The sequence below is a fragment of the Campylobacter hyointestinalis subsp. lawsonii genome, from assembly GCF_013372165.1.
GTDB classification, from domain to species: domain Bacteria; phylum Campylobacterota; class Campylobacteria; order Campylobacterales; family Campylobacteraceae; genus Campylobacter; species Campylobacter lawsonii.
The window spans coordinates 321035-344564 of the sequence record NZ_CP053828.1 but is presented as its reverse complement, the minus strand read 5'-3'; the positions used below and the strand labels follow the sequence as shown (position 1 = coordinate 344564).

Sequence of the window (23530 nt, the reverse complement as noted above, 5' to 3'; positions counted from 1 at the left end):
CTAAATAGTCCAAATAAGCCTTTTCATAATTTTTATTAAATTCCTATTCCACCGTTACGCTCTTTGCAAGGTTTCTTGGCATATCTACGTCATTTCCTAAACGTACTGAAATTTCCAAAGCAAAAAGCTGTAAAACTATCATCATTTCAAAAAATTCGCTCATAGGATGCTCATACAAATTCGTTTGGATAAAATCATCACTAAGCTCAAATGGTAACGGACTAATAGCTGTTATAAACGCATCTCTAGCGGCTAATTCTTCGACATTTGACTTCGTCTTTTCATAAAGCAGAGTTTTTGGAAGTAAAGCTATAGTATAAAGCCCCGTATCTGCTAGAGCGATAGGGCCGTGCTTCATCTCGCCAGCTGGATAGCCCTCAGCGTGTAGGTAGCTTATCTCTTTGAGTTTTAATGCCCCCTCAAGAGCAAGTGGATAAAATATATCTCTACCGATAAAGAAAAATCCATGGCCGTGTAAATAATGCTTAGCCAAACGATGAATTCTCTCCTGTAAGCTTGTATCAAAATGCACAATACTAGGAATGTTTCTAAGTGCTTTTATCTCAGCTTCTAATGTTTTTGTATCTATAGCTTTTCTATGTTTTGCGAGTTTTAAAGCTAAGAGCCATAGGCAAACTACTTGAGTAGCAAATGCTTTTGTACTAGCTACCCCTTTTTCTATACCTGCTCTAGTTAAGATAACATCACCAGCAAGTCTGACTATACTTGAGTTATCTACATTGCAAATCGCCATAGTTTTAAGCCCCGCATTTTTAGCTATCTTAAGTGCTTCAAGCGTATCTGCAGTCTCTCCGCTTTGAGATATAACGATAAAAAGCGACTTCTTGCTTAAAAGTGGATCTTTATATCTAAATTCACTTGCGATCTCGACCTTAGCCCTTATCTTCGAAATTCTCTCAAACAGATAACTAGCACTAAGTGCGGCGTGATAGCTAGTTCCACAAGCACAAAGAAGTATCTCATCTATCTCATCAAATAGATCTTCCTTTATGTCTAAGTTTATATCATCATCTTTGATCCTACCCATTAAACATTCTGCGATAACTTGGCTTTGTTCATAAATTTCTTTTTCCATAAAAAATCTAAAACCATCTTTTCTAGCGTAACCTTTATCTTTTGGAAGTGGTGAAAAACTAAGACTTAGCTCGTTTTCTTCTTTATCAAAAAGCTTTATCTCGCCTAGTTTTGCTACACCAAAACTACCATCTTCAAGATACATAGCGTCTTTTGCAAGACCGATAAGAGGTGCATCTGAGCTTGAAAAATATATCTCATCGCCGTTTTTAGCTATGATAAGAGGCGCTGCATTTTTAGCAAAAAATATCTCGCCTTCACACGCTTTTGTGATTAGCAAAGTCGCATAAGCTCCCCTTAGCCTTGAAATAGTCTTTTTATAGGCATCAAATGGAGTTTTCTCAGTTTTATTATAGTATTCAAAAAGATGAACGATGACTTCGGTATCGGTTTGACTTACAAATTTAACACCCTTTGCCTCTAGCTCATCTTTTAGCTCTTTATAATTTTCGATTATACCATTGTGTATGACAAAGCTATACTCACCAAGATGCGGATGAGCGTTTATCTCAGTAGGCTTACCGTGAGTAGCCCACCTAGTATGACCTATGGCTACGCCTAGACCCTCACTTGTAAAACCCTCCATTTTATTTGCCAAATTTTCTAATTTTCCAACCGATTTAAAATAGTTGATATCATTGCAACATTTGCTATCCATAATAGCCACTCCAGCACTATCATATCCTCTATATTCAAGCTCTTTTAGTCCGCTTATTATTATGGATTTTTTTTCTTTATCACCTATATAGCCTACTATTCCGCACATTTTTCGTCCTTTTTATTTCTTGTAACTATTAAATTTAAAATATCTTCGTAGTTTTTGTCTAAATTATCATCTTTTTGTATCAAAAACAAATTTCTAGTTCGGTTTTTTATCGTTTGAGCTCTCACATTTGCAACTTTTATATCAAATTTTTCAAAAATGCTAAGAACATACGCCATAAGCCCTCTTTGGTCTTTAGCGTTTATGTTTATTTTAGCATAAATTTTGCTATGATTTTTATCTAAGCTAATCTCATTTTCATAGATAATTGGCTTAGCTGTTTTAGCTTTTTGCTTGTCGCAAAGTGCTCCTATTATCATAGTCTCCATATTTTTCATCTGCTCTTTTGAAGCGACGTTATTATACTCTAATTTTATAAAAACTTTATTATCAAATAGTTCAAAAATTTCCATATACCCAAGATCTAAATCAGACAATTTGCCAAGCACCATAGTGATATTCCAGCCACGCTTAGTGATGATCTCCACGCAAAAACTATCTTTGTTTTGTATATTTATAGATATATTTGGACTTGCATTTGCCCATAAAGCTATACGAACTATCTCGCTTGGCGGGTATTTTATAAACATTAAATTTGATCCTATATCAAATATCATATTTTGCTCGTCTTTACTAAGCTCTAAGAAATCTTTACATTTTTTGATAGCATTCTCTTTTTTGACACGACGCGCAGCTTCATCTAGTAAATTTTCATCACTATTTTCAAAGCTTTTTATACCGATCTCATAAAGCTCTCTTAAAAGTTTTGCCGTGTATGAGTTGTAAAAACCATCGCTTGTTGCGTTATTCATACAATAAGTTATCACATAAAGTAGCTTTAAAGACTGAGCATCGCCTATATATGATATGAAATTTAAAATAACTTGTTGATTATAGATATCTTCTCTATTTGCGACGTTATTCATAAGAGTGTGATTTTTTATCAAATTTACGCCTAAATTTACAGCCTTTGTATCAAATCCTAGTTTATTTGCATAAGCTCTAAAAATATTTGCACCCATATTAAGATGATCGCCAACTAGCCCTTTGCCAACATCGTGCATAAGAAGAGCTATTTTAATGAGGGTTTTTCCAGTAGGACAAAGCTCGTCATATAAGCTTTTTATAAATTTATCTTTGATATTTTCAAGAACATTAACGCAAAGCAAACTATACTCATCAACGCTATAGCTATGATATCCATCTATCGCAGCTAAATGTCTAGTATGCTCCATAGGTTTCATAAACAAAAATAGAAGTTCTGAGTCTAAAAGCGCTTTTAAAATCTGTGAGCTATTATCCCTGCTAAATATCTTCTTAAATGCCATAAGATTTGCGTCTATACTATCTTTTTTGATAATCGTTTTTTTGAGATAAAATATAGTCGTTATATCAAATTTAAGCGGAACATCTGGTAAAGAGTTTAGATCTTTGATGATATCATAAATTTGCTTTGGCTTTTTTTTAAGCGGAACATAAATGGTATTTGAGATATTATATAGTCCTGATTTTAACCTACAAAATTTTTTATCTTTAAAGCTTAGATCGCTTTTAAAAAAAGCAGGAAACAAAGATTTAGCCAAATATCTGCTATAAATACCTATCGTATGCATACTAAAGAGCGTTTTAATTGCAAGTAAAACTTCTGGTTCAAGCATCTTTTTTTCTTTTATTTGCATCACACAAGCCACGCTACTTAGATACTCGCTCTTTAGTTCGTCTAGGCCACCACTGATCTGTAAAGCAGATCTGAGCGAACTGATAAAATCAACACTTAAATTTAATTCACTAAGTTCCTTTTCGCTCATAACTCTTAAAGCATGAAATTTAGGGCTATTTTTATCTAGTCCATTTAAAAGCCAGTAAATTCTCTTATAATCATAAAATCCACCATAACCATTTTTGATATCTGGTTTTTGACTAAGTGGCGCTATAGTATCATAAGGCATCAATTTATATAAATGCCATTTTATAAATTCATCTTTTTTGTAGTTTTTTAGCTTATCAACCTCGTCTCTACTTAGCTTATATAGTTGCTTTGAAGCGCAGATATATCTGATTTGATAGAACATAGTTTTTAACTCTATATCATCTTTAACCTTATCAAATATCTCGCCTACTTCAAAAACTAGACAATTTATATCTAAATTTATATTTTTCAAAAAAATAGCGTAATGATCTACTATCTCTTTGATATTGTATCCAGGGATATTTTTATAAGAAATTAAAAGATCTATGCTACTTTTTACGCTCATTTCGCTTAAGGCATAACTCCCAAGCGCTATAACAGACAATGGGATTTTATCATCATCAGGATCAAACTCACCAAAATACTTTAATTTTACAGCCAAAAATGCATGTTTTATAAATTTATCTATCTCTTTACTTTGATACGCTCCAAAGCTCTTTCCAGCTAGTTTGCTAAACTGATGCTTAAGAGATTTTTTGCATTTTAAAACACCATCTTTGCAAAACTCTAGCATTTCATCTTCGTTTTTATGCTTTAAACTTTTGATATCGCCTATTCTACTCATACCTATTTCCTTTAGCAAAATATTATCAAAAAAATTCAAAAAAAAAGCTTTTTTAAGTGGCATTAGCATATAATTGTTTTTTCAAATTTTTTAAAATGGTGGTTGTGCTAAAATGAGCTTGATAGATAAATTAGAAAATGGTCAAAGGCTAGGATATGATGATGGATTAGCCCTATATGATCTAGATCTCTTTACGCTAGGCAAATATGCAAATAAAGTGCGTCAAAAACTACATTCAAACAAAGTATATTTCAATATAAACAGACACATAAACCCTACAAATTTATGTGCTGATACCTGCAAATTTTGTGCATTCTCGGCTCATCGTAAAAACGACAACGCCTACACGATGAGTCACGAAGAAATAATGAAAATAGTAGATGATACCGTAAAAAATGGGACAAAAGAGATACACATAGTATCAGCTCATAATCCTTTTGTTACCCCGCAGTGGTATCTTGAAATCTTTAAAATGATAAAACAAAAATATCCATTTTTACATATCAAAGCAATGACCGCAGCAGAGATAGACTATCTAAAAAGAAAACACGCTCTAAGCTATGAGCAGACGATAGACTTGATGATAAATTACGGCGTAGATAGTATGCCAGGTGGCGGAGCTGAGATATTTGATGAGAGCATCAGAGAAAAAATTTGCAAAGGAAAAGTAAGCAGCGAAAACTGGCTAAAAATCCACGAGCTTTGGCATAAAAAAGGACGCTTTAGCAACGCTACGATGCTTTTTGGGCATATAGAAGATCGCAGCCATAGGATAGATCATATGTTGCGTATAAGAAATTTGCAAGATATTTCTTTACAAAATAATCAAGGTGATGCAAATATAAAGCAAGGAGCAAGTCTGGGTAAAAATGAGCTAAAAGGCGGATTTAATGCTTTTATACCTTTGGTGTATCAAAGAGATAATAACTATCTAAAAATAGATGGGATTTTAGGCTCAGTTGAAATTCTAAAAACGATAGCAATCTCAAGACTGCTTTTAGACAATATCCCACATATAAAAGCTTACTGGGCGACTTCTACTTTAAATTTAGCTCTCATAGCTCAAGAATTTGGAGCTAATGATCTAGATGGAACCATAGAAAACGAAAGCATACAAAGTAGCGCTGGAGCAAAGAGTAAAAACGGACAAAGCAAAAGCGACTTTATAGAACTTATCCAAACTAGCGGTCTTATCCCGGTACAAAGAGATAGTTTATATAATGAAATCAAAATTTATAATTAAGGAGAAGGCGTGAATTTTTTCAAATTAAAAGAAAATAACACTTCTGTAAAAAATGAATTCAACGCAGGACTTACCACATTTTTAGCAATGATGTATATAGTCCCTGTAAATATGCTCATTATGAGCGACGCAGGAATGCCAAAAGATGCCATACTCACCGCTACTGCTGTTATAACCATAATCTCGTGCATATTTAATGGTTTTTGGGCAAATACGCCAGTAGCTCTTAGTGTAGGTATGGGGCTAAATGCGTACTTCACTTATGGACTTGTTATAGGTATGAAGATACCTTGGCAAACGGCTCTTGGTGTTGTTTGTATCAGTGCTATCATCTTTGTAGTGCTTAGTTTTACAAATTTCCGTATATGGATAATAAAAAATATACCTATAGATCTTAGACGTGCGATAAGTGCTGGTATAGGAGCGTTTATCTGCTTTGTAGGGCTTAAACAAATGGGGCTAATAACATACAATCAAGCAACCCTTGTTAGCATAGGAAATATATCAGATCCTAAAGTCTTTATAGGAGCTTTAGGGCTTATCATTATAGTGGCGTTTTGGTCTTTAAATTTAAAAGGCGGATTTATCTTAGCTGTAGCAGCGACTTCAGTTATCGCATGGATTTTTGGAGTGTATCCTGCTCCTAGCGAGTTTTTCTCAGCACCTGCATCTTTGTCGCCTATATTTATGGAACTTGATATTATGGGGGCATTAAAGCTTGCTTTACTTCCTGCTATCATCACATTTTTTGTTACTCACCTTTTTGATTCTATTGGAACTCTAACTGGAGTTTGCAATAGAGCAAATTTATTTGACGAAAATAACGAAGAAGGGACTCACAAACTAACAAAGAATTTAGAAAGCGATGCCATAACTAGCGTTGTAGGATCTATGGTAGGAACTAGCACTATAACTGCTTTTGCTGAAAGTGCTAGTGGGGTAGAAGCAGGTGGTCGCACAGGGCTTACGGCTATATTTACAGGGATATTTTTTATACTTACGCTATTTTTACTTCCGTTATTTAACTCAATCCCGTCAAATGCAATATATCCTATACTAGTTATGGTTGGTGTGCTTATGTTTAGTGAGCTTGGCAAGATAAATTACAGCGATCCTGCGATCTGTGTTTCTACGTTTTTAACAGTTATCTTTATGCCACTTACTTACTCTATAACAGTCGGACTTAGCATAGGATTTATTTCATACTTTATCGTTAAGTTGGTTTTGAGAAAATGGGAAGATATAAACTCAGGCATAATAATCTTAACTATTATAAGTTTATTAGCATTTTTAGTCATATCTGCACCTGAGCTTTTTGGACAGCTTTTAGGCATAAATTAAGGAATTAAAATGGTATTTTATAGTTACGCATCTTTTGCAAAAGATGTTAAGATTTTATCTGCTAAAATTCAAAAAGACTTTGATCCAGAAGTCATTTTAGCAGTAGCTAGGGGTGGGCTGAGCTTAGCTCACGCCATTAGTATGAGACTAAATAATAGAAATTGCTTTAGCTTAAACTCGATCCATTACGAAGATACAAAAAAGCTAGATACGATAAATATTTTTAATATTCCAGATCTTAGTAAATTTAAAAAAGTTTTACTAGTAGATGATATGATAGATAGCGGCGAAAGTATAGTTGCCATAAAAAAAGAAATTATGAAAAGATATCCTGATTTAGAGCTTAGGATCGCTACTATCTTTTATAAGTCAAAGGCTCTTCTTTTACCAGAATACAGCGTTAGCGAAGCTTATGACTGGATAGAGTTTTTTTGGGAAAGAATAGACTAAATTTAGGAAAATAAAATGAATAAAATAGAGCTTTTGGTTATGTATTTTTGCACAGGACTTACTCTTTGCGTGCTTTACGCAACTCAACCCATAGCTCCATTATTTGAAAGTGAGCTAGGTATTACAAGGACAGAGGCGACATTATTTACCACAGCCATAATGACGCCCCTAGCATTTGCAAGTATAATTTATGGCTATCTACTAGAAAAAATAGAGATCAAAAAACTACTCATAGTAGCATTTTTACTACTTGGGATAAGTGAGATAGTATTTAGCTTTGCGGATTCATATTTTTGGCTTTTAAATATACGCGGATTTCAAGGGCTTATCGTCCCTGCCGTACTTACTGGGATAATGAGCTATATATCTCAAATTTCAAGCAAAGAAAACGTAGCAAGCGCGATAGGAGCGTATATAGGCGTCACTACAATAGGCGGATTTTTAGGACGATTTCTTAGCGGATTTTTTACAGATCTATTTGGTTGGCGATTTTTCTTTTTTATGGTTGGTTTGCTTTTGCTTTTGGCTGCTTTTTTAGTATTTAAATTTAGCCAAACAATAAGCGCAAGTTTCATAAAACCAAAGCTAAACGATATCTTAAATATACTAAAAATAAAGCATAATCTCAGCATTTACATAATGATATTTGGTATATTTTTCTCATTTCAGGCTATTTTAAATTTTATACCATTTGAACTAACAAATTTGGGGCAAGAGTTTAGTGGCAGTAAAACCGGTATGATGTATTTTGGATATACAATCGGCATTTTTATATCGTTTAATTCAAAAAAGATAATTGCATTTTTTGGGACACAAATAAATGCTATAATAGTCGGCATCATAATCTTTATAGTGGCACTTCAAATTTTTAGATTTGAAAGCTTTATGATAATGTTTATGGCTATGCTACTTTTCTGCCTTGGAAATTTCTTAACACACTCTATAGCAAGCGGATTTATAAACAAAATGGCAGAATCTCACAAAGGCATATCAAATGGACTTTATGTGAGCTTTTATTACGGAGGTGGAGCTTTAGGCAGCTTCGTGCCTGGATTTGTATATATGTTTGGCGGTTGGGGGCTATTTTTAAGCTTGATAACTGCGATAAGCATAATATCTCTTATACCAATTTTAGTACTAAAAAATGATAAAGCTATATACTAACGAACGTGTATTGCTGTTTATACTGGTATTTTTAAATTTAGCTCTTCTTAGCTTTAGTATATCTAGCCTTAGTATAAGCTACGATGAAGCTAAGATCTACTATGAAAGTAGTGGATTTTTACACAATGTGATAACATTTTCTACGCGAGTTTTTGGACAAAACGACTACGCACTTAGACTGCCTTTTTTATTTATACACTCTTTAAACACTATTTTGATCTATAAAATTTCAAAACCGATGCTTAGAAAACAGATAGATAGAATGATATGTGCTACTTTATATATGTATCTACCTGGCGTTCTTGCAAGTGCAACTGTGGTAAATGAGGCTGGATTTATCATATTTTTAACGCTTTTATTTATATTTTTTGAACAAAATAAAATGCCGTTAAAAGGCGTTTTTACACTGATAGCTACACTATTTTTAAGTGAATCATTTATAAATTTATATATAGCCATTTTGTTGTTTGGACTATATAAAAAAGATAAAAATTGCAAGATAAGCGGAGTGATATTTTGCTTGCTGTGGCTTTATATGCAAGGCATTGAAACATATGGAAAGCCAAAAGGGCATTTTATAGACGCCTTAGCTGTTTTCGCTGCCGTTTTTTCGCCTTTGGTATTTTTATGTTTTATATATAGCGCTTATAGAATTTGGATAAAAGAAGAGAAAAATTTACTCTGGTTTATCAGCATAACTGCATTTTTTTTCGCACTTGGATTATCTATGAGACAAAAGCTCAGTTTAGAGCTATTTTTACCATATTGTGTCATATTTATGCCACTTATCGTAAAAGTGATGTTAAACTCGTATAGAGTAAGGCTACCTATGTTTAGAACAAAACATAAAATAGCAGCCGTTCTTATCTTATCTACTCTTTTCTTAAGCTCACTAGCATCTATATTTCATACGTTTTTGTATCTTTTTTTAGACAAGCCCCAAAGCCACTTCGCATACAAATACGACGTGGCTAAAGAGCTTAGTGATAGGCTAAAAAAATTTGGCATCTCATCTGTAAAAACGAGCAAAGAGTTGGCTCTAAGGCTTAAGTTTTATGGTATTAGCAGTGGATATGAATACGAGCTAAGTAAATTTAAAATACAAAACTGCGAAAATAAAGCAATAAAAATAGTTAAATTTAATAAAATAATAGATAGATATTATATCTGCAAAATAAAATAAATATGATATACTTATACCTATGAAAAAAGCATTTACATTTTTTGAGATAGTAGTAGTTATTGTTGTTATAGGTATTATGGCGGCATTTGTTGCTCCAAAATTTAGTAGAGACGATTTAAGACTAGCAGCAGATCAAATAGCCGCACACATCAGATACACCCAACATTTAGCTATGATAGATGATAAATACGATCCAGGAAATGCGAATTGGTATAAAGCAAAGTGGAGAATATTTTTTAGTGACACGGATTTTACAAATAATAAACTAACGTATATGGTCTTTCAAGATAAATCCGGCGAAAGTACAGGAAATACAAATTCAATAAGTGAAATAGCCAAAAATCCTAACAATAATGCAAAACTTATGACGGCTGGATATTCTGGCGGATTAGCTTATACCGATAAGAGAGTTAGCAAAGAGCTAAATATAGAAGATACTTACAATATAGATACAATAGAATTTAAAAATGGTTGTTCTGTTCAAGGTGGTACCACAACCCTGTCTTTTGATGAGCTTGGTCGCCCATATAAAGGCAATCCAACTTCGCAAAAATCGCCATATCAAAATATCATAACAAAACAATGCACAATAATCCTTACTCATAAAAATAAATCAACTTGTACTATAAATGTAGAGCCAGAAACAGGATATGTTACTATAAAAGAAGATTGCGGTAGTAATTAGTATAAATTAGTTATCAAAGTCAAATATCGATTTTAAAAAATATCAATCAAAAGATCAAATTTAATTTATCTAAATTTATAAATTACTCATTTCTAAGCGTTGTCAAGATATCTACGTTGCTAGCTTTTTTAGCAGGATAATACGATGAAAAACATACTATAAATATAGCGCCTACAACTATCATAAAAAGATCTATGAAAGATAGCTCCATAGGCAATTTAGAGCTTCCATAAACATCTGCTGGTAAATTTACTATATCAAAACTTCCAAGCAACCAAACTCCAAAAAGTCCAAGGATCAGCCCAAATACTATACCGCTCCCACCCACGCTAAGTCCTTGAGCAAAAAAACTCTTTTTTATCTCGCTTTTACTTGCTCCAAGGGCTAGAAGTAAAGCTATCTCTTGTCTGCGATTCATCACGGTCATAAGAAGCGAACTTATGATATTTAAACTAGCAACTAAAATGATAAGCATCAAAACTATAAATAATGCTCTTTTTTCCAAAGCTAAAGCACTAAAAAAATTCCCATTTTGCTCCCACCAGCCTATAGCTTTTTTGCCAACTGGCAAAACTGCATTTATCCTAGCTATGTCTTCTTTTGGTGTCGCAGAGTATATGTGTATGCCATCAAATTTATCATCTTCATATCCAAGTATCTTTCGCAAAGCATTGACATCTGTGTAGCTATATGCTTTATCATAAGCAATAAGCCCTGAGCTAAAGTCCGCTACAGCAGTAAATCTCTTCATCTTTGGAACTAGTGAAAATCCAGTAGGATCGCTTTGCATAAATATCAAGGTTACTTTTTCACCATTTTCTAGCATAAATTCATCTTTTATGCCTTTTCCTACAAGTATCTCAAAGCCACTTATGCTTTTACCTTTTAGAGCTTCATTTACGACTGAGTTTATCAGCACTTCATCATTAAAATCAACTCCGAAAATAAGTCCGCCCTCCATGGCATTTTCACCCTTTATGATAGTTTGAGAACTGATAAAAGGGCTAAATTTAAGATCTGGAAATTTTTCTCTAAGCTCATCAACTTCCCAGCTTGATATACTACCTTTTAGATGACTAAGCACTGTTATAGGATAGTTCATAGTAAAAAGTTTTCTTTCAAATTCTTTATCAAAACCATTCATGATAGCCATAGCCACGATAAGAACCATAAGCCCTACACTAACGCCTAAAAAAGCAAGTACCGAACAAAGCGTTATAAATGGCTGACTTTTATCAAACCTTAAATATTTTAAGAGTAAATATTTTACCATTTAAGCAAATATTCCTTTTTTAGGGCCACTCTTACCGCAACAATCTTTATATTTTTTTCCGCTACCGCAAGGACACGGCTCATTTCTAGCAGGTTTTTTTGAATTTGATACTCTACTTATTTGGTTTTCTTCACTCTTTTTTATTTTTTCTATAGAGTTAGCTTCGTCTTGTTCTGTTTTAAATCTTACTATCTGCAACGTTTTTATGCTTTCATTTTTTAGCCTACTTACAAGCTCCATAAAAAGATTATAGCTTTCTTTTTTATACTCAGTTAGTGGATCTTTTTGATTGTATCCACGAAGTCCGATACCTGTTTTTAAGATATCCATTTGGTATAAATGCTCTCTCCAAGCATTATCTAATATCTGTAGATATAAGACTTTTTCGATGTTCTTTCTTTGGTCTTCATCTATCACAGACATCTTATCTTCATAATCTTTTTGTAGCTTAGAGCAGATAGTTTTGATAAGAGCAGCATAGTCAAGCCCACTTAACTCATCGCTTGTTAGCGTTGTTCCGCTATTGCTATAAACAGTGTTTATAAGTGCTTCTATATTAAATTCACTACTTATGCCACTCTCATATATAAGGGCTTGATCTAAAAGACTTTTTACAAAATCTTCCCTATTTGATATAATCTTATCTTTCAAGTCATACTGAGGATTTAAAAGCTCATTTCTATATTTATAGATAGTTTTTCTTTGCTCGTTTGCTACATCATCATACTCAAGTATATGTTTTCTACTTTCAAAATGCAGACTCTCTACTTTCTTTTGAGCATTTTCTACTGCTCTTGTGACAAGCCTACTTTCTATACTTTCACCATCTTCGATTCCTAATCTATCCATAATAGCTTTTATCTTATCGCTACCAAATATCCTAAGAAGATTATCCTCAAGACTAAGATAAAAGCGGCTAAGTCCTGGGTCGCCTTGGCGTCCTGCACGACCCCTAAGCTGATTGTCTATTCGTCTGCTTTCATGGCGTTCGGTTCCTATGATATAAAGCCCACCAAGACTTCTAACCTCATCATTTATACGTATATCAACACCACGTCCAGCCATATTTGTAGCTATAGTTACGGCGCCTTTTGCTCCGGCTTGAGCTATTATTTCAGCTTCTTTTTCATGGTTTTTAGCATTCAAAACAGAGTGTGCTATTTTCTCTTTAACTAACATTTTGTGAAATATCTCACTCTTTTCTATACTTGCAGTTCCGACTAAGACAGGTTGTCCTTTTGCATTTGCCTTTTTTATCTCTTCGATAACGGCTTTGAATTTTTCATTTTCAGTTTTGTATATAAGATCATCTTTATCAACCCTTTTAATAGGAACGTTTGTAGGTATGCTTATAACATCTAATTTATAAATTTGAGAAAACTCTGTAGCTTCAGTTTGCGCAGTTCCTGTCATACCAGATAGTTTTTTGTACATTCTAAAGTAATTTTGAAACGTTATATCTGCTAAAGTTTGGCTCTCTTCTTGAATTTTTACGCCCTCTTTTGCTTCTAAAGCCTGATGAAGTCCCTCGCTAAATCTTCTACCTTCGCTAAGTCGTCCGGTAAATTCATCTACGATAACAACTTGATTATCTCTTACTACGTAATGAACGTCCTTTTCAAAAAGATTATGTGCTTTTAGAGCTTGATCAAGATGATGGCTAAGAATAGCGTTTTCTAAATCATATAAATTTTCAACCCCAAAAAGTTTCTCAGCTTTTGCGATACCAGCTTCAGTTATCATTATAGTACGATTTTTCTCATCTACTACAAAGTCTCCTGTGGCTTTTGAATTTGGGATTTTAGGATCCGCAGCTTCGCCCCTTATCATAGCTTTAGCTACTTCATCTGCTTTTATATAGCCATCAAGAGTACGATTTGTAGGTCCTGAGATGATAAGAGGAGTTCTAGCCTCATCGATCAAAATGCTATCTACCTCATCGACGATGACAAAGTTATGTTCTCTTTGAACTTTTTGGCTAAACTCAAATTTCATATTATCACGCAGATAGTCAAAGCCAAATTCATTATTTGTTCCATAAGTTATATCACTATTATAAGCCTCTTTTCTCTTCTCATCGTCATACTCTCCACTAAGTATCACACCAACGCTAAGACCTAAAAAGTTGTATATAGCGCTCATTTGCTCAGCATCTCTTTTTGCAAGATAATCATTTACGGTAACTACATGCACGCCTTTACCATCCATAGCATTTAAAACAACAGGAAGAGTTGCGACCAAAGTCTTGCCCTCGCCTGTTTTCATTTCAGCTATTTTGCCGTCATTTAAAACCATACCGCCGACTAGCTGGACATCAAAATGACGCATATTTAAAGTTCTTTTTCCTGTTTCTCTTACTATTGCAAATACGTCATTTAAAATATCGTCTTTTGTTGCTTTACCACTTATTAGATCACTTTTTAGTCTATTAAATTCTGCTTTTAGCTCATCGTCGCTTAAATTTGAATACTTACTCTCAAGAGCATTTATCAGAGCAACTCGCTTAAAATATCTTTTAACTTCTTTATCATTTCTAGTACCAAAGATCTTCTTTGCAATAGCTGTTATCATTGCTTAACCTTATTGTAAATTTAAAAGCTATATTCTATCCAAAAATCATAAATTTATTCTTTTGTTATATTATTTTGGATAAAATCCGCCTCACAACCACGGATCAAAAAAAGGAAAACAGATGAAGAGAATTTTGGTTTTGTTTGCGTTAGCTACTATGTGTTTTGGGGCAAACGAGCTTGACTTTAACACGCTTTCTAGCGATTTTACACAAACTGTTAGTAGCAAAACAAAAAAGATCACATACTCAGGATACTTTGCCATACACAAAGATCTAGGTGCATTTTGGCACTATAAGACACCTGCTACTAAACTTATATATTTTAACTACGGAAGAGTCACTATACTAGAGCCAGAACTAGAGCAAGCCATACTTACTGATCTAAAAGATTCACCAAATCTAACAAACATACTTTCACAAGCTAAAATGGCATCAAAAGACACTTATAAAGCCTTGTATGATAACACAACATATACTATAAAAGTAAAAAATGGACTGCCAACTAGTATAGATTATATCGATAAATTAGACAACAAAGTTAGCATAAAACTATCAAAAACTAGAAAAAACGAGCCTATAAATCAAGGTTTGCTTGAACCAAATATCCCAGAAAATTACGATATTTTAAGCAATTAATTTTCGCCAAAATCTTTTCCAAAATCCTTGATTATATCTGTGTCGTTATTTAAATTTATATCTTTGCTAGAGCCGCACAGATCTCTATCTTTTATAGCTTTTATAATCTTTTCGATATCTATTTCATTTATGGTTTTTAGGCTTATGATATAGACTTCATCGATATCTATGCCGTATTTTTTGCTTATGTATTGTATTAGCGTTTTTTTAAAGTTTTCTTTACCTAAAGAAGTCATCATATCTTCAACATAAAAACTACTTACTATAACATTTATAGCATCATAAATAGGAGCTTTATCCACACTTTCATCTCTAGTGATAAGTTCTAAATTCATAGCGATCTTTTTCATATTATTTACACCTGCTTTTGAATACAGATCGCTTTGAAAATCATTTATAATAAGCGATCCGCCAAAAACAGCTTGACAAAGCATAAACATTAAAATAAATTTTTTCATCATTATTCCTTTGATTAAATTTTATTTTATATCTTCTTTTATAAAGTTTGTATTTTTATAAAAAGCATCTACTTCTGGATTTATTTTAACGATACTTCTTAAATATTTTTCAAAATCCATATTTTTAGTATAGTTTATATAAAGCCCATCTGGATTTATGGCACGAGAAAGTGCGACGTAAAGCTGTCCGGCTTCAAAGATATTATCTAGATTGCATACAAATTTTTCTATGCTCATACCTTGTGCTTTATGGATAGTGATCGCATAAGCAAGTCTGAGCGGAAACTGCTCAAAATCAGCCCTGATATTTTGCAAAACATCACTATTATCTGAAATAAACTCATAAAGCTCATACTTGTAAGGTTCGATCTGTATTATATCTCCATTGCTTTTTTTGATGCAGATAAACTCTTTATCGTTTTTGCTTACAAAATCCACCACAACTCCTTGCTCGCCGTTGTGGTATTCGCCCCATTTATTTGTGATAAACATAACTTTTGCACCGATTTTTAACTCAAGCTCATAAGGTAAATTTATATTTTGTACCCATTTATCAAACACTTCATCGCTTAGCCTATCATCATACACGTTTATCTTTGCACTAAAAAATTTAGAATCAGATCTTATCTCTTTTAGTCTTGCGCTATTTAGAGCATTTGCCTCGCTGTTTTTTCCAAACAAAACGCTTAGATCTTTTGGGATATCTTTTATAATCCTACTTTTTAAAAAACTTATAATCTCATCATCTAAAACCCCAATTCGTATCTTTGAGAGAATGTTATAAAGCTTTATATCATTAGTTCTTTTAGAAACCAAAAGCTCAACATTTGTCAAACTTAAACTATGCCACGCACTAGCATGAAAAGCATAACTTTGGTCAAAAAGCGAACTTTGGCTTTTATTTTTAACAGGCGGAAGTTGGTAAAAATCCCCTACAAAAAGTATCTTGCCACTAAATTTAGCCCAAATAAGGCGTAAATTTATCATCTCTATCAGTTCGCTACTAAGCATAGAAATTTCATCGATTATGATAAGATCGGTGTTTTTTAAGATATCTTTTAGCTCAGCTAGCTTTGATTTTTGCTTCTTGTCTAAAAACTTTAGCATCTCCTCATTTTGCGATATACCAAATTTAAAAAAGCTATGAACGCTAACGCCACCGATATTTATAGCACTTATCCCAGTACTTCCTAAGACAACTACATTTTTTTCATTTTTATTATAATGCTCTATGATTTTTTTAGTCAAGTAGCTCTTACCAACTCCGCCACCGCCTGTCAAAAATAAATTTGAAGTCTTTAAAATATTTAAAATTTCGTCTAACAAAATGTCCCTTATTTTTTTGATATAATTATACACAAAAACTAAAAGGAAGATATTTGAAAAGGGTTATTTTTACTATTTTTATGCTTTTATTTGTAGGGTGTGCAAATAAAACTACAACTACTTTAAATGTATCAAACAAAGCCCCAACTAGTTTAAGCTTAGCAAACAAAGCTCCAGCTATTTTAAATTTAGAATACGAACAAAACGCTTCTATCCTTAGTGAGTTTAAACTAAATTTAGATATGGGGCAAAAAGAGTTTTTAGACAAGCTTTTTTCAGTCTGGCAAATGAAGTCTATTAAAGAAAAAAAATCAGATCTTATGTGGGCTTTCAATGCTTATAACGGCAAAAAACAATATTTTGGCGAGAGCAAACTACCAAGGAATTTAGAATGGTTTTCATATCAAAAACAAAACGCGAATTTTGATGAGCTAGGCACTGTTTTTAAACCTGCCATCACGCTTTCAAATACTTTAATTAGAAACTTTCCTACAAATGATAAACTATTTTTAGATCCTAAAAAAGCCGGAGAAGGATATCCATTTGATTATCTGCAAGATTCAGTAATAGGTGCTTTTCATCCGGTTATGATATCTCATTTTAGCAAAGATAGGGCTTTTGCATTTGTAAAAAGTGATGCACTTTGGGGTTTTGTGCCTAGCAAAAACTTAAAGATTTTAAGCAAAAAAGAAGTAGATGAATTTAAAAAATACAACTTTGGGGTTTTTGTAAAAGATAATGCGTCTATTTTAGATGACAATGGCAAATTTATGTTTTACTCAAGACTTGGCGGGATTTTTCCATACACAGATGAAAATACCACGCATTTTAAATTTAACAACAAATTCGCAGTAGATAAGAAATATGCCAAAAAATTTCAATCCATAAACAATGCAAATCTAAAAAATACATTAAATGAGCTACTTGGACAAAATTACGGCTGGGGCGGAGAAAATTACCTTAGGGATTGTTCATTATTTATAAAAGATTTCTTTGGCTCTTTTGGAATTTGGCTTCCTAGAAATTCAAAAGAACAAGGAAAAATAGGACAAATGATAGACCTAAAAAACTTAAGCAATAAAGAAAAAAAAGAGATCATTTCTAAAGTCGGCCTCCCTTTTTTAAGCTTGCTTTATATGCCTGGACATATAATGATCTATGGCGGCGAAGTAGATGGAAAACTAGTAAGCATACATGACGCTTGGGGCATACGCACAAAAGACGGCGGTAGAGCAATGATAGGAAAAGTCGCCATAACAGACCTTGAGATAGGAAAAGGATATGACAATATAGATGAAAAGTCTCTACTGCTATCAAAAATAACGTCTTTAAATACGATAATCGATAAAAATATATTATCGCTTCAAAAAGCCTACTCTATAAAAGTGATAGACAATGTAGCGATTTTTGAAGATGGAAGTAGTATGATTTATGATGACGGAGTTAAAAAAGACTTTAAAGCACTACTAAAAAACCCAAGTATAAAAGATATGTTTAGCCTTGATTATAATGCTTTAAAGCCGCTTGATGAAGAGCTAATAGACGCTGGAAGAATAAGAAATAGCGAGTTTTTTTCTAAGCTATATGGCAAAAATAAAGAAGAGGTTATATCAAATTTAGTAGATGTAGTCTGGCTAAAAGATAGTGTAAATAAAAAAATAAAATTCAACGCCAAATTTGGAGCCGCAGCTTCACTTCAAAAAGTTAGCGATGAGTTAAACGAACTGATAAAAAAAGATCCAAATTTACTAAAATATATAGACAATATAGCAGGAACTTTCAACTATAGAAATATAGCAAAAACAGATCAGCTATCAGCTCACAGCTGGGGTATAGCCATAGATATAAATGTTGCTAATAGTCATTATTGGCAATGGCATAAAAAATATAAAAATCTAATCCCAAAAGAGATAGTGTATGTTTTCGAAAAGAATGGATTTATATGGGGTGGCAGATGGGAACACTTTGATACTATGCATTTTGAATATCGCCCAGAGCTAATGGGCGATATTGATTATTAAGGGAGAAGATTTTATCAGTCTTGTCTAAAACGACTAGCAGTTGGGATATCTAGATCATCAGAGCTTGGTATATTTATATCATAACCAGAAACCCTTCTATACATACCAAAAACATTTTGTTCTTTTTTCTCTACGACTATTTCAGCTTCTTTTGCCGGTTGTGCTACGGCTGATGTTTTATCGTAAAATCCAGTAGCGACTAAAGTCACTTGAACTTTTCCTTCTTCCATATTCTCATCAGCAAGAGTTCCAAAGAAAATATCGGCGTCTTGATCCGCATTTTCTTCTATCATAACCATAGCTTCGCTTATATCGCTCATAGGGCAACTTGGATGAAATTTAAAATGAACTAGAACTCCCATAGCGCCTTTTATATTCATATCATCAAGTAGCGGAGATTGAATAGCGTTTTTAAGCGCTTCTTGAGCCGCTTCTTCGCCCTGAGCTTCACCTACGCCCATAAGAGATAAGCCTCTATGACTCATAGCAGTTCTAACATCGGCAAAGTCAAGATTTATATCGCTTGTACCTGAATTTAAAACTATACAACTCATACCGCTCACCGCGCGCGCTAAAATATTATCAACTTGTTTAAAGCTATCTTTTATACCGGCTTTTTTATCTATTATGCCCATCAATTTTTGATTTGGTATGATAACTATGCTATCACATTCTTTTTTAAGCTCTTCTATACCTTCTAGTGCTAGTCTCATTCTTTTTTTACCCTCAAAAGAAAACGGAGTAGTCACAACAGCGACCGTAAGCGCTCCTATCTCTTTTGCAGCTTGAGCTATAACAGGAGCTGCTCCAGTACCAGTACCGCCGCCAAAACCAGAGGCTATAAATACTATATCTGAGTACTCAAGTGTAGTCTTGATCTCTTCGTAGCTCTCAAGAGCAGCTTCTTTGCCTACCTCAGGTAGCATTCCAGCTCCTAAACCTCTTGTTTTTTTCTCGCCTAACTGTATTTTAGTAGTAGCCAAGGAGCCATCTAAGGCTTGAGCGTCTGTGTTGGCTGCTATAAGATCAACTGTTTTCATACCATCTTGGTTATTTATACCTTCTCTTACTATATGATTGATCATATTGCCGCCACCGCCACCCACTCCGACGACTTTAATCTTTGCACCATAAACGTTTTTGTTCTCTTCGACTATAAAATCGCTCATCATATCTCCCTTATTTTAGAACAGATTTTTTAAATAATTAATAAATTTAGAAAAAGGATTTATACTACTTTTTATTGTATTTACAGTAGCTTTTTTATCCAAACTAACACTCTCTATCTTTAGGTCTAAATTCTCATAATTTTGAGTTTTTGTGTTTATCTCATCTTCCTTTTCGTCTATTTTAATAAAATTTTTCTCACGCTCATCATCCATCTCTTTGATAGAAATAAGTCCTTGATATTTCACCAATGGATCGTCTTTATATCTTAGTTTTCTCTCAGAATCTATCTCATAAGGAGTAAAATATCCAGCTCCATATAGACAAAGTCCTATAGCACATGAATTCGCAGGATCTCTAAGCACATCAACTAACCCATCTAGCTCTTTTGGTTTTGCAACACGCACAGGCATACTATCAAAAACAGCAGTTGCTAGCTCTCTAAGACCTTCGAGTTTTGTCATTCCGCCGGTTAAGACAACTCCAGCTCCTGCTAAGTCTTTATAATTACTCTCACTAAGCATTTTAGCAAGTATCATAAGAGTCTCTTCTACGCGCATATAGATAACTTTTGTTATCACGCTTATATCGACTTCGTGAGATGAGTTTTCATCGCCAAGATCAGGTAGTACTATAAGCTCATTTTCTTGATTTTTTAAAGTTCCATATTTTACTTTTATATCTTCTGCTACAGTTGGGGGAGTATGTAAGATAGTGGATAGATCTATAGTTATATTCGATGAGCCTACACCTAAAAATTCATTATATCTTATAGAATTTCCAGAATGAATAACCATATTACAACTAGCTCCACCCATATCTATAAGTACAGCTCCAAGAGATTTTTCATCTTCATTTAACGTAGCTATAGCAGATGCGTAACCAGAGAGTACGACATTATCCGCTTTTAATCCTGCTTTTTCTATAGCTTTTCTTAAATTCATAAGTGCTGATTTTTGAACTACTATTATGTGAGCTTGAACTTCAAGCCTAGAGCCATTCATACCAAGTGGATCTTCTATGTTATCTTGCTCATCTATCTTAAAATTATATGGAAGTGTATGGATAATCTCATAATCGTGAGGTATCTTGACTTTATACTCAGCAGAACTTATAGCACGTTCAATCTGTTTTATATTAACTTCACGTTCTGGTATATTTATAACATCTTTGCAATCGATATTTTTTGCATCTTTACCAGATATAGAAACTACAACTTTATCATATCTAGTTCCAGCTATTCTCATCACATCATTGACTGCTGCTTTAATAGAGTTTGATGCTAATTCTATATTTGTGATAGAACCTTTTTTAAGTCCTTGGGCTTTTACTGTTCCTATACCGATTATTTTTACAGAGTTATCTGCTCTTGTGCTATTTTGCTCACATTCTGCCATTACAGCACAAATTTGAGTAGATCCAATATCTATACCAAGTATCTTAGTTCCCACGATATTACCTTCTATAATATAATTCTACATCATAACGTTTTTGCAATGTATCTAATAAATCTTGTTGCAATTGAGCGTTTTTGATAGCACCGATATTTTGAACTAGCAGACTGTTGTACTCTTTTAATTTATCGCTATTAAGCAATTCTTGTTCCAAAATATTATATACAACAGCCTTTCCATCGAGCACAACATAGCCTTTTTTGTTTTGAGATTCAAATAACTTCATAACAAAACTTAGGAATTCAGTCTCACTAAGTCCATCAACGCTTTTTCTGCTATCTCTAGTGATAAATCCGATATCCTTACCATTAAAGTTTTCTAAAGCCTTTTTAGCTCTTTCTTCAAGTTTTTCTCTGATTTTTATCTCTTCATAGGTTTTTAAAACCTCACTCCTAGCATTTTCATAGCTCATAACTTCTGGCCTAGCGACTTTTTGAAGCTTGATTATCAAAAATCCATCTTTATACTCAAAAGGTTTTAAAACTTCACCAATTTGAGCTTTAGCAAGTTCGTTTATAGGGAAATTTTGAGCATCTTCAAATATCTTCATAGGCTCAGTAGCGTTACTTTCACCTTTTTTTATTTTTAGATACTCTTCAAGGGCAAATTTTCTACTATTTTTTAGTATATAGTCTCTCTTTACAGACTCCAAAGCTTCTTCAAAACTCAAAAGCTTATCCGCGATATCGCGGTAATTTCCTCTATTATCCTCAAAAAACGCCATTAAAACCGTATTATTCACATCTAAATTTAACTTAGAGATATATTTTGTATCCAAAAAATATTCTGTTTTTGTAAGGTATTTGTTTTTGTCTTTTTCCCATAATTTCTTTAGCTCATTTTCATCTATAACAATATCATTACTGCTAGCTTTTACGATCTGTAAAGCAACTCTGTCTTTCATAAAATAACTTGAAGAAAGCATCTCTAGATCGGATGTTGTAGCTTTTAAATTCAGTGCATTAAACATTTTATCTAATAAAATCTTATTTTTTAGAGCGTTTTCATAGTCTTTTGGGGTTATTCTAGCTCTTCTTAGAGTTTCTTCATATCTATTTTTATCAAATTTACCATCTACTTGAAAACTCTTATCATTCATCAAATAAGCTATAATATCTTGGTTATTTGCATCTAATCCAAGCTCATCAGCGTAATTTAAAAATAAATTCTCTCTTATGATTTTATCAAGTGCTATCTTATCTAAGCCAATTTCTTCAGCTTGTTCTGTGCTAAATTTACCCTCTGATAAACTAGAGTAATAATTATATAAATCGCCATAAGTTTGCTGAAATTCTTGGACGCTTATATTTCTGTTTCCTACTTTTGCCACTGAAGTTGCTCTGTTGCTGTTTAAATCATACGCTCCCCAGCCTACAAAACCAGCTCCAACAAACGCTATAGTACTTACCCAAATAGTGACAACTAAATACTTTTTATGCTTTTGCATCCAAGTGATCATAATTTTCCTTTGTTTTAAATGACAATATACGATAAAATGTTATCTAAGTTTGTGTTTAAAATACCTTAAAATCAACTGCTAAAATTAAATTTTGTAAAATTTTACAAACTTTTTTACTAAATTTATTTACTGCATAAATTTATACGCATAGCTTAACAGTTTGCAGCTATTTTCTAGCAATGCTACGGTTTTTGCAAGATTGTAAGCAGTTCTTTCATAAACATATACTCCATAGCCCTTTATTACTATAACGTTAGTCTTTTTATCTATCATATATCTACAAATTTCAAACGGCGCCCTCTCATACCAATCATCAAATTGCTTAGGGTCATAGACAAAAATATTATCAAATTTCATAGCGCCAAAATAGTCTCTTGGCTCTATACTGGCATGTTCTAAACTATAAGCAGTCAGATACGGCGGCATAGCATAACAGATGTATTTTGCTTCTCCTATATTTTTATAAATATTTTGATGAATATCGCTATCTATACTAGCATCATTCCAACGATAATCTTTCTTTGAAAAAAGCAGAGTTAGATCATCATTGCTAAGTCCGTCAAATATAGCATCTTTTTTGTTTATTATAAACTGATTATGTTCTATCCTAGCCGAGATAGAGCCGTGAAAAACGCCAAAAAAGTTCTTTTTAAACATAGATCCAGATATCTTTTTTATCTCGTTCATGGAGTATTCTATATTCATT

General features: G+C 33.2%; 18 protein-coding genes. 8 read left to right on the top strand and 10 right to left on the bottom strand.

The features are described from left to right. Positions 1–43: 43 nt before the first annotated feature. Positions 44–1861 carry a glutamine--fructose-6-phosphate transaminase (isomerizing) gene (gene glmS, locus CHLWT_RS01855; RefSeq protein ID WP_112000591.1) on the bottom strand — a complete coding sequence of 606 codons (1818 nt, stop codon included), beginning with the start codon at positions 1859–1861 and terminating at the stop codon, positions 44–46. Then, positions 1849–4392: a [protein-PII] uridylyltransferase family protein gene (locus CHLWT_RS01850; protein WP_170253218.1), complete on the bottom strand. Its 2544-nt coding sequence runs from the start codon at positions 4390–4392 to the stop codon at positions 1849–1851. Before CHLWT_RS01850 ends, glmS begins: the two co-directional genes overlap by 13 nt. A 112-nt stretch (positions 4393–4504) precedes the next feature. Here CHLWT_RS01850 and mqnE point away from each other — a divergent pair, with 112 nt between their 5' ends. The 6 genes from mqnE to CHLWT_RS01820 are packed head-to-tail and all read left to right on the top strand — an operon-like array spanning position 4505 to position 10458. Next, complete coding sequence (mqnE, locus tag CHLWT_RS01845; RefSeq protein WP_112000593.1) at positions 4505–5635, top strand: aminofutalosine synthase MqnE; 1131 nt, start codon at positions 4505–4507, stop codon at positions 5633–5635. A gap of 9 nt (positions 5636–5644) precedes the next feature. Next, positions 5645–6976 carry an NCS2 family permease gene (locus CHLWT_RS01840; protein ID WP_111970823.1) on the top strand — a complete coding sequence of 444 codons (1332 nt, stop codon included), beginning with the start codon at positions 5645–5647 and terminating at the stop codon, positions 6974–6976. A 9-nt stretch (positions 6977–6985) separates the two neighbouring features. Beyond that, complete coding sequence (locus CHLWT_RS01835) at positions 6986–7426, top strand: phosphoribosyltransferase (protein WP_063998660.1); 441 nt, start codon at positions 6986–6988, stop codon at positions 7424–7426. Between the two features lie 15 nt (positions 7427–7441). Beyond that, positions 7442–8590 (top strand): MFS transporter, encoded by a 1149-nt coding sequence (locus tag CHLWT_RS01830; RefSeq protein ID WP_112000594.1) that lies wholly within the window; start codon positions 7442–7444, stop codon positions 8588–8590. Next, on the top strand, positions 8571–9773 hold the full coding sequence (locus CHLWT_RS01825) for a hypothetical protein (RefSeq protein WP_170253217.1): 1203 nt from the start codon (positions 8571–8573) through the stop codon (positions 9771–9773). The genes CHLWT_RS01830 and CHLWT_RS01825 overlap by 20 nt, the downstream gene beginning before the upstream one ends. 19 nt (positions 9774–9792) lie before the next feature. Continuing rightward, positions 9793–10458, top strand: a complete 666-nt coding sequence (locus CHLWT_RS01820) for a pilus assembly FimT family protein (protein ID WP_111996009.1) — start codon at positions 9793–9795, stop codon at positions 10456–10458. Between the two features lie 82 nt (positions 10459–10540). Here the strand turns inward: CHLWT_RS01820 and CHLWT_RS01815 are convergent, their stop codons facing one another. Together CHLWT_RS01815 and secA are read right to left on the bottom strand one after the other, a co-directional pair. Continuing rightward, entirely contained in the window at positions 10541–11731 is a 1191-nt protein-coding gene (locus CHLWT_RS01815) for an ABC transporter permease (protein ID WP_111948132.1), read from the bottom strand. Beyond that, complete coding sequence (gene secA / locus CHLWT_RS01810) at positions 11732–14302, bottom strand: preprotein translocase subunit SecA (protein ID WP_063998665.1); 2571 nt, start codon at positions 14300–14302, stop codon at positions 11732–11734. A 121-nt stretch (positions 14303–14423) separates the two neighbouring features. Here secA and lolA point away from each other — a divergent pair, with 121 nt between their 5' ends. Further along, positions 14424–14939, top strand: coding sequence for a LolA-like outer membrane lipoprotein chaperone (gene lolA / locus CHLWT_RS01805; RefSeq protein WP_111999957.1), 516 nt, complete (start codon positions 14424–14426; stop codon positions 14937–14939). On the opposite strand, the gene CHLWT_RS01800 is transcribed toward lolA, so the two are convergent. Beyond that, positions 14936–15397 (bottom strand): hypothetical protein, encoded by a 462-nt coding sequence (locus tag CHLWT_RS01800; protein ID WP_111999958.1) that lies wholly within the window; start codon positions 15395–15397, stop codon positions 14936–14938. The genes lolA and CHLWT_RS01800 overlap by 4 nt on opposite strands. A gap of 21 nt (positions 15398–15418) precedes the next feature. Next, positions 15419–16723 (bottom strand): DEAD/DEAH box helicase, encoded by a 1305-nt coding sequence (locus tag CHLWT_RS01795; protein ID WP_111999959.1) that lies wholly within the window; start codon positions 16721–16723, stop codon positions 15419–15421. A gap of 53 nt (positions 16724–16776) precedes the next feature. Here CHLWT_RS01795 and CHLWT_RS01790 point away from each other — a divergent pair, with 53 nt between their 5' ends. Then, positions 16777–18744, top strand: coding sequence for a bifunctional C40 family peptidase/M15 family metallopeptidase (locus CHLWT_RS01790; RefSeq protein WP_111999960.1), 1968 nt, complete (start codon positions 16777–16779; stop codon positions 18742–18744). Positions 18745–18758: 14 nt separating this feature from the next. On the opposite strand, the gene ftsZ is transcribed toward CHLWT_RS01790, so the two are convergent. The 4 genes from ftsZ to CHLWT_RS01770 form a co-directional block, all read right to left on the bottom strand. Continuing rightward, positions 18759–19913: a cell division protein FtsZ gene (ftsZ, locus tag CHLWT_RS01785; protein ID WP_111948126.1), complete on the bottom strand. Its 1155-nt coding sequence runs from the start codon at positions 19911–19913 to the stop codon at positions 18759–18761. A gap of 15 nt (positions 19914–19928) precedes the next feature. Then, positions 19929–21362 (bottom strand): cell division protein FtsA, encoded by a 1434-nt coding sequence (gene ftsA / locus CHLWT_RS01780; protein ID WP_063998670.1) that lies wholly within the window; start codon positions 21360–21362, stop codon positions 19929–19931. 4 nt (positions 21363–21366) lie between these two features. Further along, positions 21367–22824, bottom strand: a complete 1458-nt coding sequence (locus CHLWT_RS01775) for a peptidylprolyl isomerase (RefSeq protein WP_111999961.1) — start codon at positions 22822–22824, stop codon at positions 21367–21369. Positions 22825–22950: 126 nt separating this feature from the next. Further along, a complete protein-coding gene (locus CHLWT_RS01770; RefSeq protein WP_111968601.1) occupies positions 22951–23529 on the bottom strand; it encodes a class II aldolase and adducin N-terminal domain-containing protein in 579 nt (192 codons plus the stop codon). Position 23530: the final 1 nt, after the last annotated feature.

What these genes read in the sequence shown, in the direction of transcription:
- mqnE (WP_112000593.1), top strand. Translation starts at nt 4,505, where the DNA reads ATGAGCTTGATAGATAAATTAGAAAATGGTCAAAGGCTAGGATATGAT.
- CHLWT_RS01770 (WP_111968601.1), bottom strand. Translation starts at nt 23,529, where the DNA reads ATGAATATAGAATACTCCATGAACGAGATAAAAAAGATATCTGGATCT.
- CHLWT_RS01825 (WP_170253217.1), top strand. Translation starts at nt 8,571, where the DNA reads ATGATAAAGCTATATACTAACGAACGTGTATTGCTGTTTATACTGGTA.
- CHLWT_RS01815 (WP_111948132.1), bottom strand. Translation starts at nt 11,731, where the DNA reads ATGGTAAAATATTTACTCTTAAAATATTTAAGGTTTGATAAAAGTCAG.
- CHLWT_RS01850 (WP_170253218.1), bottom strand. Translation starts at nt 4,392, where the DNA reads ATGAGTAGAATAGGCGATATCAAAAGTTTAAAGCATAAAAACGAAGAT.
- CHLWT_RS01830 (WP_112000594.1), top strand. Translation starts at nt 7,442, where the DNA reads ATGAATAAAATAGAGCTTTTGGTTATGTATTTTTGCACAGGACTTACT.
- glmS (WP_112000591.1), bottom strand. Translation starts at nt 1,861, where the DNA reads ATGTGCGGAATAGTAGGCTATATAGGTGATAAAGAAAAAAAATCCATA.
- CHLWT_RS01820 (WP_111996009.1), top strand. Translation starts at nt 9,793, where the DNA reads ATGAAAAAAGCATTTACATTTTTTGAGATAGTAGTAGTTATTGTTGTT.
- ftsZ (WP_111948126.1), bottom strand. Translation starts at nt 19,913, where the DNA reads ATGAGCGATTTTATAGTCGAAGAGAACAAAAACGTTTATGGTGCAAAG.
- CHLWT_RS01800 (WP_111999958.1), bottom strand. Translation starts at nt 15,397, where the DNA reads ATGAAAAAATTTATTTTAATGTTTATGCTTTGTCAAGCTGTTTTTGGC.
- CHLWT_RS01775 (WP_111999961.1), bottom strand. Translation starts at nt 22,824, where the DNA reads ATGATCACTTGGATGCAAAAGCATAAAAAGTATTTAGTTGTCACTATT.
- CHLWT_RS01835 (WP_063998660.1), top strand. Translation starts at nt 6,986, where the DNA reads ATGGTATTTTATAGTTACGCATCTTTTGCAAAAGATGTTAAGATTTTA.
- lolA (WP_111999957.1), top strand. Translation starts at nt 14,424, where the DNA reads ATGAAGAGAATTTTGGTTTTGTTTGCGTTAGCTACTATGTGTTTTGGG.
- secA (WP_063998665.1), bottom strand. Translation starts at nt 14,302, where the DNA reads ATGATAACAGCTATTGCAAAGAAGATCTTTGGTACTAGAAATGATAAA.